The following is a 14,053-nucleotide window of genomic DNA, read 5'->3' as shown; positions in this document are numbered from 1 at the left end:
ACAGTAAACACCAATATTCTCTTTTTTAGCCCGGACACTTAGTTGGAAGAAGAACCAAATTCTGGAAACCCGAACAGACAAGAAACGCCGATCACCCTGGCTGAATAGCAGACCAGTATCCTTAACCCGAAGAAGAACCTTCGATTCCATTTACAAGTAATTCCCCAGACATGTTAACACAGCTGATTTCATCAGGTATACACGCAGATGTAGATAAATATGAGGCGAAAAGAGTGCGCATCGTGAATCTTATCAGTTTTCTCTGCGCCACGTTGGTTGTCGTGTACGGCATTTTATTTTACGCGATATCCGGCGCACAGGAGATTTTATATCCTGCCATCTTATTTTGCCCTTTGTTCATGGGCGTTATCCTGCTGAACCGTCGTGGCGCCTCCAGGGCGGCCAAAGTGGCGCTGCAGGTGTTATTTTCGGGCATCATCTTATATTATGGCGCCCTGTTTGGCCGGCTGGCAGAAGTGCAGCTATTCGCTGTTTTTTCCATTTGTGTAGCCATGTTATCTTTTAAGGTGGAAGAACTTAAGATGATCCTCTTTTGTTCGTTGCTGCCCGTTACCTGCGTTGTATTGCTGGAAGTGAACTATACGACGGGCGTTCTGGAACCGCTTGCTATCCCTGCAGAAATTCAACAGCTTTTCCGCTGGTTGATCATGTCGGTGGTATTTGCGCTTTGCGTGCTGGCTATTGCTTTTCACTGCCGCATTAACGATCAGTTGCAACGTCGTGTAGAGTGGCAGAATGTATGGCTCGAGCGATATAATGCCGAGTTGGAGTCACAGGTAAAAGAGCGGACGGCAGCGCTGGAGAAAGCGAGTTATGAAAAGTCGCGCTACCTCAGCGAAACCAGCCATGAAACGCGTAACTACATCAATGCTATTATTGGTCTGAGCGATATTCTGCTGCAGGAAACCCGTGATACTTACCTGCCGCAGGATACGCGTCAGATCATTGAAGATATTTATTGCAACAGCCATGACCTGCGCGGCATGCTTACGAATGTGCTGGAAGTTTCAAAAATTGAAGCAGGGCTGGGGGATGAAGTGCATAACGAACCGGTGTCGCTGCAACGTTGGCTGCAACCGGTAACGAATACGTATTACAATATTGCGAACATGGCCGGAGTAAAGCTCGACCTGCAGATTTCGAATACGCTGCCGGAATGTGTGATGACGGATCAGTCGAGAATGACGCGTATCCTGAATAACTTATTATCGAACGCGATTAAGGTAACGCCACGCGGACAAACCGTGGTATTGGCTATCAGGGAGGACGATGGTGTGTTGAGCATGGCGGTACAGGATAGTGGTCCGGGTATCCCGCCGGAGAAAATTGAATGGCTGTTCCGGCCGTTTACCCAGCTCGGGCTGACTTCTGATCATAAAGGATCTGGGTTAGGGCTGGTGATTACACGCCGCTATGCCGAGCAACTTGGCGGGGCTGTAAATGTGGAAAGTGTGCTGGGCGTGGGCAGTGTGTTCCGTGTTCGTTTGCCATTGCAGGTGTGTGATGATGTGCAGCCGCGCAATGAGGTGCGCTATCCTTCCCTGGCAGGCAAAAGTGTACTAATTATTGAAGATGAACCCATGAACAGCATGATCCTCGAACGTTTCCTGCTGCCGCTGGGGCTGGACACCACCATCTGCGCTAACGGGGTGGAAGGCATTTCTGCCGCGAGTGCGCAGGTGCCCGATCTTATTTTGCTCGATGTGTCGATGCCGGTCATGGATGGTAAAGAAACGACCCGTATTTTGCGTAGTCTGCCGCAGTTTAACCGGGTGCCCATTATTGCGTTGTCGTCAAATGCTTTGATCGAAGAGCAGGAGATGATGCTCGCACTGGGGGCCGACGAGTATGTAGTAAAACCTGTATTGCGTGGACAGTTGCTGGATGCGGTAGTAAGACATTTGAGCACCACGCGCCGGGAGGTTGTCCGCTCCCTGGCCATGGCCTTTTAACATTGATTTACACGCTTTATAATTGGAGGGCGTCGCATGTTGCGGCGCCTTTTATTTTGCACGTGATTGTGTCTCGCCGGCCGTGCGTCCATCCACAGGTCTTTTGCCCTGATTGTTAAGTTTGCGACTCATCTTCGGACCCGGGAAGTTTGTAATTGGATGCTTTACGTCGCCTCTTTATCCCACGAATATTAAGGCGAATGCTGTAAATGAGTAATCCTAAAAGAAGGATGCCGTAAATAAATATCATATCGTAGATTAAATAAAAGTGCGCGTGCCGGAAAAATTCTCGCGGAACTCTTTGGGGTACAGCCTTTCTTTTTCCTGAAAATACGGTTAAAGTTAGAGATGTTGTTAAACCCGCAATGGTAGGCTACTTCCGCAATAGTTTGCGTGGTGTCGATGAGCATGCGGGAGGCGTGGCCCAGGCGAATTTCATTCACGCTGTCAATAAAGGTATTGCCGGTGCGTTGCTTAAAAAAGCGGCTGAAGGATACCTCGCTCATATTTGACAGTTTGGCTACTTCGCCCAGGGTAATGGCTTTGTCGAAATTCTGGTTGATGTACTCTAATGTTTTTTCGATGCGGCGGCTGTTATAGGAAAACTGTTCGTGGTTGTTGAACGATGCGTCTGACAGTACCCGGATGTTCCGCGATATAGAAAGGTCGTGCAAAATGGACATTAATTCCAGCATAGAATCGAACCCGTGCTTTTGGTGCAGTTCAATAATACGCGGGGCCAGTTGTTGAATTGTTTCTTTCGAAAATAAAATGCCCCGCAAGGATTTTTCGAACATCGTGCGGATAAAACTCAGTTGGTTGCGGCGCAGGAACCGGTCGTCGAACAAATCTTTATGAAACTGTAGCGTCACCTCTTTAATCTCCCTGCTCTCGCATTTGTGGGTAAACCAGGCGTGCTGAATGTTGGGACCCACCAGCACCAGTTCCCAGTCGTCAATCTCTTCAATGTGATCGCCAATAACACGTTTTGCACCTTTTCCATGTTGGATCAAATTCAATTCAAACTCATCATGATAGTGTAAAGGGAAGTCGAAAGCTGACTTCACCCGCGAAAAAATGGTGAAACAATCGCTTTGTGTCAGTGGGGTGATCTCTCTCAGCAGTTTGCTCTTCATACAGGGTTTATTTTATACTTGATACGATATCAAAAATAAGTAAAGCACTGTAAAATAAGTACCATAAATTTTATTGCCAGTAAAACTCTCAAAAATGCTTAACTGTATTGAGTCTATCAATTAGCGGGTTTTCCGGAAGTAGAAAAATCATCTCAAAGGGATAAAAAAGTATTTAAATAGATAAAATAGTGGGTATACATTTGGATATATAGCAGACGTTATGAGAATGACCGTATTCCACGAGCTCCTCAGGAGGTTAGCCAACATTTTTTCCATTAAAGTTGATGTCCTGCCTGAAATAAGCCAGCAGTGCGGGTACAATATTATGCCTGGAAGCCGGCTGCAGGAGATCAATTTGAATTAGCCGTAATTTCAATATACAGGAAAGCGCAGTAATGTTTATTTTGAATGATGGCCGGCTTCCCCGCCGCCACGGCTGCTAACTTTAATATTAATCCCTGCCTGAGTTAAACTGGCGCACAAACATCTATAAGTAACTGATGAAATTACAGTTTTTCGATATCGTGATCATCCTTACCTATCTCATTACAATGGTCGTAATCGGATGGGTATTAAGAAAGAAAGCAAGGCAGAATAAAGAGAATTACCTGATGGGCGGGAAGTCGCTCCCATGGTATATGTTAGGCTTGAGCGACGCATCCGATATGTTCGATATTTCGGGTACCATGTGGATGGTGAGCCTGTGCTTCGTATATGGTTTAAAAAGTATCTGGATTCCCTGGTTGTGGCCGGTGTTTAACCAGGTGTTTCTGATGATGTTCCTTTCACGCTGGCTGCGCCGCTCCAATGCCACTACCGGTGCGGAATGGCTCGCAGGCCGTTTCGGCGCGGCGGGTAAAGCGGTACGGTCGTCGCATAACATCGTAGTGGCCTTTGCGCTGCTCAGTTGTCTCGGCTTCCTGGCCTACGGTTTCGTGGGACTTGGTAAGTTCATGGAGATATTTTTTCCCTGGGATATCATCCAGCCTTATATCCCGTTCGCTGTGCCAGCCGAATATGTGCCGCACTTCTACGGGATCGTGCTCACGTTGTTCGCCATGTTTTATTCGATCCTGGGCGGCATGCACAGTATCGTGCTGGGCGATGTGATCAAGTATTGCATCATGACGGTGGCCTGTATCAGCATAGGGGTGATTGCTGTGATACACCTGCACAAATCCGGATCGCCGAATGTGCCCGAAGGCTGGCTGGACCCGTTTTTCGGCGCAAGGCTGGATCTCGACTGGACCGGTATCGTGAACGAGGCCAATAAAAAGATCGAGGAAGATGGGTTTTCTCTCTTTGGTATCTTTTTTATGATGATGTTGTTTAAAGGCATTTTTGCAAGTCTGGCGGGTCCCGCGCCGAACTACGACATGCAAAAAATCCTGAGCACGCGGTCGCCGCAGGAAGCCAGTAAGATGAGTGGCTTCGTATCCATCATCCTGCTGCCGATCCGTTATTCGATGGTGATGGGCCTGACGATACTGGCGCTCCTCTACTATCCGCAGATCAGCGGCGAAATACAATCTGCGCACGGCGTGGATTTCGAAAAATACTGCCGGCAGCGGTCAATACTTTTATCCCGGTTGGTTTATTAGGTTTGGTGTTGACAGGGTTGCTGGGCGCTTTTATGGGTACGTTCTCAGGTACGCTCAATGCTGCGCAGGCTTATATTGTGAACGACATTTACCTTAAATATGTAGACCCGCATGCATCTACCAAAAAAGTAATTACCATGAACTACGTTTCCGGTTTGGCCGTGGTGGCGCTGGGCGTGGTGCTTGGTTTGTTTGTGAAAGATGTAAATACGGTGCTGCAATGGATCGTGAGTGGCCTGTATGGCGGGTATGTTGCGTCCAATATGCTGAAGTGGTACTGGTGGCGCTTTAATGCCAGCGGTTTTTTCTGGGGCATGCTCTCTGGTATCGTGCCGGCTATTGCATTGGCTGTGCTCAAATCATTCAACATTTTGTCGGGTCTCGATCTGTATTACTGGCCTTTGCTGTTCCTGTTATCGCTGGCAGGTTCTATCATCGGTACGTATGCGGCGCCGGCCACCGAAATCAATACCCTGAAAGAATTTTATAAAACCGTTCGTCCCTGGGGCTTCTGGAAGCCGGTGCATACGCTGGTGGTACGGGAAGATCCAGCTTTTGAGGGCAACAAGAATTTTAAACTCAACATGTTTAACGTGGCGCTGGGAATAGTCGGGCAGCTGTGCCTCACCATTCTACCCATGTACCTTATTCTCTGGATGAAGCTGCCTTTGCTGATCACGATCGTTATCCTGGTGGTGATACTGGCCATCCTGAAAAAAACATGGTGGAACAAACTCAACGAATACTAACATCCATTGGAGATTGTAAACAACTTTAAAACGTCGATGATGAAGCATCAATTTGAACAGCGCCTGGCAAATCTGGAAAAGCAATATGAAGCGCTGGTGACGAGGCCGAATGAGCCACTGCCTCAGCATAACGGGGTGTATACCCGTTATAAGCATCCCGTTATTACAGCGGCCCATGCGCCCGTTTTTTGGCGCTACGATTTAAATAAGCAGACCAATCCTTTCCTGATGGAGCGTTTCGGTATTAACGCCGCTTTTAACGCGGGTGCTATCAAATGGGAAGGGAAATATATATTGATGGTGCGGGTAGAAGGCCTGGACCGCAAATCCTTTTTTGCGATCGCTGAAAGTCCTAATGGTGTGGATAATTTCCGTTTCCGGGATTACCCCATCCAGGTAGGACAATCCGGCGAACCGGATGTAAATGTATACGATGTGCGCCTGACGGCTCATGAAGACGGCTGGGTGTATGGTTTGTTTTGTACGGAACGTAAAGACACGTCGGTGCCGGCGTACGACCAGTCGGCCGCCATTGCGCAATGTGGTATCATCCGCTCCAGGGATCTTAAAAACTGGGAACGGCTGTCCGACCTGAAAACCACTTCACCACAGCAGCGGAATGTGGTGTTGCACCCGGAGTTCGTAGATGGTAAATATGCTTTTTATACCCGTCCCCAGGACGGCTTTATCGACGCCGGCAGCGGCGGTGGTATTGGGTTTGGCCTTTCTGCATCTATTACCGAGGCCGAAGTGCTGGTGGAGCAGGTGATCGACCCGAAAAAATACCATACCGTATATGAAGCTAAAAACGGGCAGGGGCCCGCGCCGATTAAAACGCCGAAAGGTTGGCTGCACCTGGCGCACGGTGTGCGCAACACCGCCGCCGGTTTGCGATATGTACTGTATATGTTTATGACGGACCTGCAGGATCTTACTAAAGTAATTTATAAACCGGCTGGTTATTTCCTCGCGCCCGAAGGTGAGGAACGTGTGGGAGATGTAAGCAATGTCGTGTTTTCCAACGGCTGGATTGCGGACGAAGACGGGAAAGTATTTATTTATTATGCGTCTTCAGATACCCGCATGCACGTGGCGGTAAGCTCCATCGATCAACTATTGGATTATGTGCTGCACACCGAACGGGATGGATTTACATCGGCCGCTTCTGTGGACACGCTCACCGGCATCATCGATAAAAATATGGAACTGTTACAGGCGCCGAAGGAAAACGGACGTGTAGGCCATCGCGCTATATAACCGTTATTTACGTAAATTCCGGTTGTAAACAGTAACCTATGGTAAACACTTCCCAGTATAAACAGGAGATGGAGCAGGAGTTAGACAGTATTCTTGCTTATTGGATGCAATACACGGTGGACCACGAACGCGGTGGTTTTTTAGGGAAAGTGAATAATGATAATGTGCCTGATCCCTCGGCGGAAAAGGGGCTGGTGCTGAATGCCCGCATCCTCTGGGCTTTTAGTGCAGCTTACAACCTGACCGGAACGCCCGATTACCTGACCATCGCCGACCGCGCCTACGCTTACATTACCACCTATTTCCTGGACCCGGAATTTGGCGGTGTATATTGGAGCCTGGACCCGGATGGCAAGGTGGCTAACGGCCGCAAGCAGATCTATGGCCGGGCGTTTTGCCTGTACGCTTTCAGCGAATACTACCAGGCTACGGAAATACACGAAGTGCTGGAACATGCCGTACGCCTGTTTAACCTGATCGAACAAAAGGGCTTTGACCCGGAGCGCCTCGGGTATTTCGAAGCCTTTAACCGCGACTGGTCACCCATGGAGGATTTGCGCCTGAGCGCCAAAGATGCCAACCATCCAAAGGCCATGAATACGCAGCTGCACGTGATCGAAGCATATACGAATCTGTACCGGGTGCTGCCGGAACCATTGGTGAAAGAGCGCATCGAGGATTTGCTGGAAGTGTTTGATCGTTATATTATAGATAAATCCGGCGGTCACGTCGGCCTGTTTTTTGATGAAAACTGGCAGCCAAGATCGCCGTTGGTTTCATATGGATACGATATTGAGGTGGCCTGGCTGTTGCAGGCGGCCGCGGAAGCGACGGGCGGCGAAAACTGGGTCGAAAAAGCAAAGCAATGGGCCATTTCCATTGCAGATGCAGCCGGCGAAGGGCTGGACGATGATGACGGTTTGTGGTATGAATATGATCCCGAAGCGGATCATATTGTAAAGGAAAAACATTCCTGGCCCCAGGCCGAAGCTATGGTGGGCTTTTTAAACGCCTGGCAGGTAAGCGGCCGCGATAAATACCTGAAGGCGTCCTACGCCAGCTGGGAGTTTATCCGCCAGTACATCCGCGATAACCAAAACGGCGAATGGTTCCGGGGAGTGGACGAAAATAACGCGCCCATGGCGGGGCAGGACAAGGCGGGCTTCTGGAAATGCCCTTATCATAACACCCGGGCTTGCATAGAGATTATCCGGAGATTAACTTAGCGGTAAAAATATCCACTTCATGAAAAAAATAATCGGACAATTCGCACTGCTGCTGGTGGTAATAGCAAGTATGTCAATGACTTTCAGGAAAAAGCAAAGGATCGTGTTTTTCGGCGACTCCATTACCCAGGCGGCGTAGGGCCAACTGGCTACATTACCCTCATCCAGAAATCGTTAGGCGAGAAAAAGACCGCTGACAACTACGAACTCATTGGTGCAGGCATCGGCGGGAACAAAGTGTATGATCTGTATTTAAGGATGGAAGACGACGTGCTGGCAAAAAAGCCGGACGTGGTAGTGGTGTATGTTGGTATCAACGACGTATGGCATAAATCATCTTCCGGTACGGGAACCGACCTGGATAAATTTGAGAAATTTTACAACGCCCTTATCAAAAAGCTGAAAGCGCAGAATATTAAAGTGTTGATCTGCACGCCTTCGGTGATTGGTGAGTTGAACGATTTCTCCAATCCCCAGGACGGCGACCTGAACCAGTATTCCAAAACGATCCGCAACATTGCGAAAAACAATGGCGTACAACTGATCGACCTGCGTAAAGCCTTTGTAGACTATGAAGTAAAAACAATACGAATAACGAGGCTAAGGGTGTGCTCACCACAGATCGCGTGCACCTGAACGAGAAAGGTAACCAGCTGGTGGCCGACGAAATGATGAAGGCACTTGGCCTGTAATCATATGACAACAATAAAAAAACACAAGCCACTGTTCGATGTTTATCAACAGTGGCTTTTTTAATCCTTTTAGCAAGAGGCGTGCTTTATTACTAGTCCTGGGCCTGCTCTTTTCTATTGCAGCTTCCGCGCAGCAGTTCGTTCCCGCGGATCATCCGGACAAGGCGGAGCATCAAATGATTGCCAAAGAATTGATTCTACCATCCGTCAACAAAAATTACTATTTTAGGCAGATATAAAAGTAACACGTCATGAGAAAAGCATTGCTGGTAGCGTTGCTGATATTAGCTGGCTGGCAGGTGACCAGCGCGCAGCAGGCCGTTCAAACCGGCTGGAACCCGGCTTACCGTCCCGGTAGTTACGCGTTAAAAACCGGTCAGTTCAGGAGCTATCCAAATTCGTCCAAAGACATTATTTTCCTCGGTAACAGCATTACTGCGGGTACAGACTGGGCAGAATTGCTTGGCAACCCCAATTGCCGTAATCGCGGTATTTCCGGCGATATTACGTTTGGTATTCTCGGCCGGCTCGACGAAGTAACCGAAGGCAAGCCGGCAAAAGTTTTTATTTTGATCGGGATCAATGATATTCAATGGAATACGCCGGATAGCATCATTATCAATAATTACCGGGAAATCGTGCACCGCATAAAAAAGAATCGCCTAAAACGAAAATTTATGTACAAACGATGCTGCCCGTAAACAACACGTTTACACAATTCAAGAATCATTATAATAAAGATGAGCATATTGCCGCATTGAACGAAGGTTATCGTAAAATAGCCGCGGAAGCCGGCGCTACTCTCATCGAACTGAATAAACCGTTCCAGGACAGTGAAGGGAAGCTCAAAAAAGAACTGACGATGGATGGCCTCCATCTGAATGCGGAAGGCTACAAGTTGTGGGCTGGTCTGCTGAAACCTTACCTCTGATCATGAAACCCGTTAAATATCGCCCGCTGTGCAGATGTGCAGTGGGCTTTTTATTTACGGGAAGTGCAACCATAGGAAAAGTTCCCCGTCGTGTTTTTTTCAACATATTGACCTATTCATTGTTTTAGCAAAGCTGTACCGGTTTGCTGTGCCATCAAATGTGCGAATTGTACTACCCGCTGCCGCCAATTTGTGGTAACTTGCGCCCTGAAAAAAACAGGAACTGCGAACATGGTTAAAAAAGTCTGCTCACCCTTACGCTTGGCGGATTAAGTATAGGAATGGCGGAATTTATGATGATGGGCGTGCTGCCGGACGTTTCCCGCACGTTAAACATCAGCATTCCCGAAGCCGGTCACCTCATTTCGGCGTATGCCCCGGGAGTGGTGATCGGGGCGCCGCTCATGGTTGGCTTTGCGGCCAATTATCCCCCTAAAAAAGTTTTAATGGTGTTGATGTTGCTGTTCGCGGTATTTAATACTGCGTTCGCCCTGGCACCCAATTACGAGTTGCTGCTCGTTGCCCGGCTCTTTTCCGGCCTTCCGCACGGCGCCTTTTTTGGCATTGGGGCGGTAGTGGCCAGCAGGCTTGCGGATCCCGGCCGTGAAGCCAGGTCTGTGGCCGTGATGTTCGCCGGGCTCACCATTGCTAATATTGTGGCGGTGCCTATCGGTACCGCTATCGGGCATAACCTGAGCTGGCGCATTTCATTTGCTATTGTAGGTGTACTGGCGCTCACAGCGGCCGGCAGCATCAAAAGCTGGATGCCTGATTTGCCGGCTACTTCCAATGGCAGCTTTCTCGAAAGCATGAAGGCATTTGGTAAACCCGAGCCCCGGATCATTATTGGCGTGTCAGCGATAGGTACGGGCGGTCTTTTTGCCTGGATCAGCTACATTGCCCCACTGATGACGGAGGTAGGCCGCTTCGATCCTGCTTTTGTACCGGTAATTATGATCATCGCCGGGGTAGGGATGGCGGTTGGTAATTTCCTCGGCGGCCGGCTGGCCGACCGTTTTTCACCATTGCTCACTACAGGCTTACTGCTTACGGCCATGATCGTATCGCTTATGATCGTTTCCTTTGTAACACAATACCAGCCTGCGGCGATCGTCATGACTTTTGTAACGGGTGCCCGGCCTTTGCGGTAATTGCTCCTATGCAAATGTTGATGATCAACGCGGCCAAAGGTTCCGAAATGCTTGCTTCTGCATCCCTGCAGGCCAGCGCGAATATGGGGAATGCCCTGGGTGCGTATCTTGGTGGATTACCTATCGCTGCCGGTTACGGTTACACGTCGCCCGAATATGTGGGCGCCGGGCTCGCCGGTGTTGGCGTATTGTTATGTGTGGGGCTTGCCTGGCGAAATAATCTACAGCGGAAGTTAGCAAACTAATGTAAAGGGTGGCCTGGCGCCGCCTTTTTTAAGTGTCGGCGGCTGAGGCAGCTCGCGCGTTGAATACGTTTTAAGTACGATATTTGTCGCGATAAAATAAAAGGCCATGTCGCAGCTCTTCTCACCACTTACTATAAAATCTGTCACCTTTCGCAACCGCATTACGGTATCGCCTATGTGCGAATATTCTTCAGTGGATGGATTCGCCAACCACTGGCACCTCGTACACCTGGGAAGCCGTGCTGTAGGTGGGGCCGGACTGATTATCACCGAGGCTACGGCCATATCGCCCGAAGGCCGAATTTCGCCGGATGATCTGGGTATCTGGAAAGAGGAGCACATCGAAAAGCTTGCGGATATCAACGTTTTTTTGAAGAGCATGGCGCAGTGCCTGTATTCAGCTTGCACATGCGGGCCGCAAAGCCAGTGTGGCTTCTGCCTGGAAAGGCGGTAAAGTTGTTAGTCCGCTCGATGGTGGCTGGTTGCCTGTGGCGCCAAGCGCCGTTCCCTTTAATCCCGCTGACGCGCCGCCACTGGCGCTCGATGCCGCCGGTATTCAAAAAGTGATCAGTGATTTTAAACACGCTGCCCGTCGCGCACTTAAGGCAGGATTTAAAGTGATAGAACTGCACGCTGCACATGGTTACCTGCTGCATCAGTTCCTGTCGCCCCTCAGTAACAAGCGCACCGATGAATATGGCGGCAGCTTCGATAACAGGATTCGTTTGCTCTTAGACGTTATATCTGCTGTTCAAACCGAGTGGCCGGAAAACCTCCCGATCTTCGTCCGTATTTCTGCTACAGACTGGGTCGATGGCGGCTGGAATGCCGATGAATCCGTGCAGCTCGCAGTTATATTGAAAACAAAAGGTGTTGACCTGATCGATGTGTCCACCGGTGGACTTGCATTGGGCGTAAAAATCCCGCTTGGGCCAGGTTACCAGGCGCCGTTTGCGGCCCGCATCCGCCGGGAGACGGGCATGCGTACCGGTGCGGTTGGCCTCATCACTACTGCTGCGCAATCGGAGGAGCTGGTGGCAAACGGTACGGCAGATCTCATTTTTATTGCCCGTGAGTTGTTGCGCGATCCTTATTTTCCGCTGCATGCGGCCGGCGAACTGGGCGTAGATGTACCATGGCCGGTGCAGTACGAACGCGCAAAACCACGTTGATCATAACAGGGCATTCCGGACAAAATCTTTCTTATATCTTGATACGGGTATCTGCGTGCCATCGTGCAGCAACAGGTATCCACCGGATTCTTTTACCATACTTTTCACAAAACGACTGTTCACCAGGTGTGACTGATGGCAGCGAATAAACCCGTATGGAGTCAGCATTTCATCATATTCGTAAATAGACACGGATACTATTAGTTTCTCCCCATTATCAAGATGAAAAGTTGTGTAGCTGTTACTACTTTCGCAACGAATAATTTCTTTTGTGTATACAAAACGGGTTTCTTTCAGGGAGGGTAGCGCCAGCCGGTGTTCGTCCCGCTGCGGTCCCTGGCGCAACAAGTGCAGCAGGTTATGTAACCTTTGGTGTTGCTGTTTTTCGATAATTCTTATACCTGCTTTTTCCACGGCAGTTTGTAACTCCTCTACATTTACCGGTTTTAGCAGATAATCGATGGCGGAGAATTTTACCGCCTGTATGCCATATTGATCGTACGCTGTTACCAATATCAGCTCGAATTCCGGCGCTGGAAGCGATTTTAATAAATCAAGTCCGCTTTTGTCCGGCATCTGGATGTCCAGGAATACCAGGTCGGGCTGCTGCCGGCGAATTACCTCCGCGCCCTCATCGGCGCTGGTCGCAGTTTGCACGACCAGTACAGTTGGGCAGTATTGCTGCAACAGGCGTTGCAGGTTAATAATGTTGATGGGCTCATCATCTATGATCACCGCTTTAATCATGTTGCAGCCAGTTTTTATAATGAAGAACAGTTGTAGTGCCATCCCGGTCCGAGCGCGTTTGCAATTCGATCTTGCGCGAACCATATCGCTTGTTGAACAAATTAATCCGTTCCCGCGTCAGTTGCAGGCCGTAGCCCGCAGTAGCGGCTTTTACGTCAAACCCTTTGCCATTGTCGCTGATAACCATGAGCAGGTCTTTGCCCTCGCGATACAGCTTTACCAGCAGGATGCCTTTTTCACGTTTACCGGCAATGCCATGTTTCACTGCATTTTCAATCAGTGGTTGCGCTAGTAATGGCGGCACTTCCAGCTCGTTTATGGGGATGTGCGGGTCAGCTGCTGACTCATATTGAAAATTAAAACGCATTTTTTCAAGATGGATATAATGCTCCAGGTTTTTTAATTCTATGGCGAATGGAACCATTTCTTTACTGCCCATCTGGATGGTGCCGCGCATCAATGATGCAAAGCCATTCAGGTAGTGGTTCGCCTTTTCGATTTGCGCGTCGTTCATCAGTCCCTGTATAGTGCTGAGGGCGTTAAACAGGAAATGTGGATTCATTTGTGCATAAAGAGCGCGGGTTTCGAGCCGGTAGCGGTCTGCGCGTCGTTTCGTTACTACGAACCGGATGGCCAAAAATGTGAGTGTTAGCAATGTTGCGAGTAACAGACTGCCGATGATGCGTACCCAGATATTTTCCTGCCAGGGCTCCGGCTGTGTTTTGAAGCTGTAGATAGAGCCGTGTTCGGGATTTTTTGCAAAACGTACCTGTAGTACATAGGCGCTGCCGGGTTTCAATCGACCCAGTGATAACACCTCATGTCCTTTGAACCAGCCTTTTGTTTTATTGTTGCGCCATAGACGATATTCAAAAATGGAATCACCGGGTGTTGCCTGTGGCCGGAAATACAGGGTGAAGTGCATATTGTGCGCATATGTTTCTCCATGAGGCCCTGTGCCAATCCCAGGCCAGCCTGCGTAACTCATTCGATTCATGTTCGCCAGCGCGGCCCGCGCCGTAGTGTGGTTTTCATTGGGCACCGCCCGAAATCCCCGCAGGTAGGGCTGTACATCCCACTCCTTTTTTACAAAATGGATTTCCCCGAAAGCTGAATGTCCCGGTACCCGCAGCGCCAGCCGCATGGTATCGCCATTTTTCAACAGCTCCCGGA

Annotated in this window: 13 protein-coding genes and 1 pseudogene; 11 read left to right on the top strand and 3 right to left on the bottom strand. The window is 49.3% G+C overall.

Features of this window, described 5'->3' with window-relative positions; translation table 11 throughout:
• Nucleotides 1–170: 170 nt before the first annotated feature.
• Nucleotides 171–1,973, top strand: a complete 1,803-nt coding sequence (locus MKQ70_RS24765; RefSeq protein ID WP_248075029.1) for an ATP-binding response regulator — start codon at nt 171–173, stop codon at nt 1,971–1,973.
• A gap of 191 nt (nt 1,974–2,164) precedes the next feature.
• On the opposite strand, the gene MKQ70_RS24760 is transcribed toward MKQ70_RS24765, so the two are convergent.
• On the bottom strand, nt 2,165–3,109 hold the full coding sequence (locus MKQ70_RS24760) for an AraC family transcriptional regulator (protein ID WP_248075027.1): 945 nt from the start codon (nt 3,107–3,109) through the stop codon (nt 2,165–2,167).
• Between the two features lie 500 nt (nt 3,110–3,609).
• On the opposite strand from MKQ70_RS24760, the gene MKQ70_RS24755 reads away from it, so the two are divergent.
• From MKQ70_RS24755 to MKQ70_RS24710, 10 genes and pseudogenes are all read left to right on the top strand, one after another.
• Nucleotides 3,610–4,710: a sodium:solute symporter family transporter gene (locus MKQ70_RS24755; RefSeq protein ID WP_248075025.1), complete on the top strand. Its 1,101-nt coding sequence runs from the start codon at nt 3,610–3,612 to the stop codon at nt 4,708–4,710.
• Between the two features lie 5 nt (nt 4,711–4,715).
• Nucleotides 4,716–5,459, top strand: coding sequence for a sodium:solute symporter family transporter (locus tag MKQ70_RS24750; protein ID WP_248075022.1), 744 nt, complete (start codon nt 4,716–4,718; stop codon nt 5,457–5,459).
• Nucleotides 5,460–5,495: 36 nt separating this feature from the next.
• On the top strand, nt 5,496–6,716 hold the full coding sequence (locus tag MKQ70_RS24745; RefSeq protein WP_282456695.1) for a glycoside hydrolase family 130 protein: 1,221 nt from the start codon (nt 5,496–5,498) through the stop codon (nt 6,714–6,716).
• 38 nt (nt 6,717–6,754) lie between these two features.
• Nucleotides 6,755–7,942, top strand: a complete 1,188-nt coding sequence (locus MKQ70_RS24740; RefSeq protein ID WP_248075020.1) for an AGE family epimerase/isomerase — start codon at nt 6,755–6,757, stop codon at nt 7,940–7,942.
• A gap of 153 nt (nt 7,943–8,095) precedes the next feature.
• Entirely contained in the window at nt 8,096–8,578 is a 483-nt protein-coding gene (locus MKQ70_RS24735; protein ID WP_308199529.1) for an SGNH/GDSL hydrolase family protein, read from the top strand.
• Between the two features lie 307 nt (nt 8,579–8,885).
• A pseudogene (locus tag MKQ70_RS24730) lies at nt 8,886–9,565 on the top strand (GDSL-type esterase/lipase family protein).
• 281 nt (nt 9,566–9,846) lie between these two features.
• Complete coding sequence (locus MKQ70_RS24720; protein ID WP_248075014.1) at nt 9,847–10,716, top strand: MFS transporter; 870 nt, start codon at nt 9,847–9,849, stop codon at nt 10,714–10,716.
• Nucleotides 10,717–10,730: 14 nt separating this feature from the next.
• Nucleotides 10,731–10,961, top strand: a complete 231-nt coding sequence (locus MKQ70_RS24715) for a hypothetical protein (protein WP_248075012.1) — start codon at nt 10,731–10,733, stop codon at nt 10,959–10,961.
• A gap of 106 nt (nt 10,962–11,067) precedes the next feature.
• Nucleotides 11,068–11,415, top strand: coding sequence for an oxidoreductase (locus tag MKQ70_RS39420; protein ID WP_282456694.1), 348 nt, complete (start codon nt 11,068–11,070; stop codon nt 11,413–11,415).
• Nucleotides 11,390–12,133: an oxidoreductase gene (locus MKQ70_RS24710; RefSeq protein WP_308199159.1), complete on the top strand. Its 744-nt coding sequence runs from the start codon at nt 11,390–11,392 to the stop codon at nt 12,131–12,133. The genes MKQ70_RS39420 and MKQ70_RS24710 overlap by 26 nt, the downstream gene beginning before the upstream one ends.
• On the opposite strand, the gene MKQ70_RS24705 is transcribed toward MKQ70_RS24710, so the two are convergent.
• Nucleotides 12,134–12,880, bottom strand: coding sequence for a LytR/AlgR family response regulator transcription factor (locus tag MKQ70_RS24705; RefSeq protein WP_248075010.1), 747 nt, complete (start codon nt 12,878–12,880; stop codon nt 12,134–12,136).
• A complete protein-coding gene (locus tag MKQ70_RS24700; RefSeq protein ID WP_248075008.1) occupies nt 12,873–14,042 on the bottom strand; it encodes a sensor histidine kinase in 1,170 nt (389 codons plus the stop codon). Before MKQ70_RS24700 ends, MKQ70_RS24705 begins: the two co-directional genes overlap by 8 nt.
• Nucleotides 14,043–14,053: the final 11 nt, after the last annotated feature.

Origin of the sequence: Chitinophaga sedimenti (genome assembly GCF_023156195.1) — a bacterium.
GTDB lineage: Bacteria > Bacteroidota > Bacteroidia > Chitinophagales > Chitinophagaceae > Chitinophaga > Chitinophaga sedimenti.
Note: the sequence above shows the minus strand (reverse complement) of the source record. Positions and strands in the feature narration are given on the sequence as shown.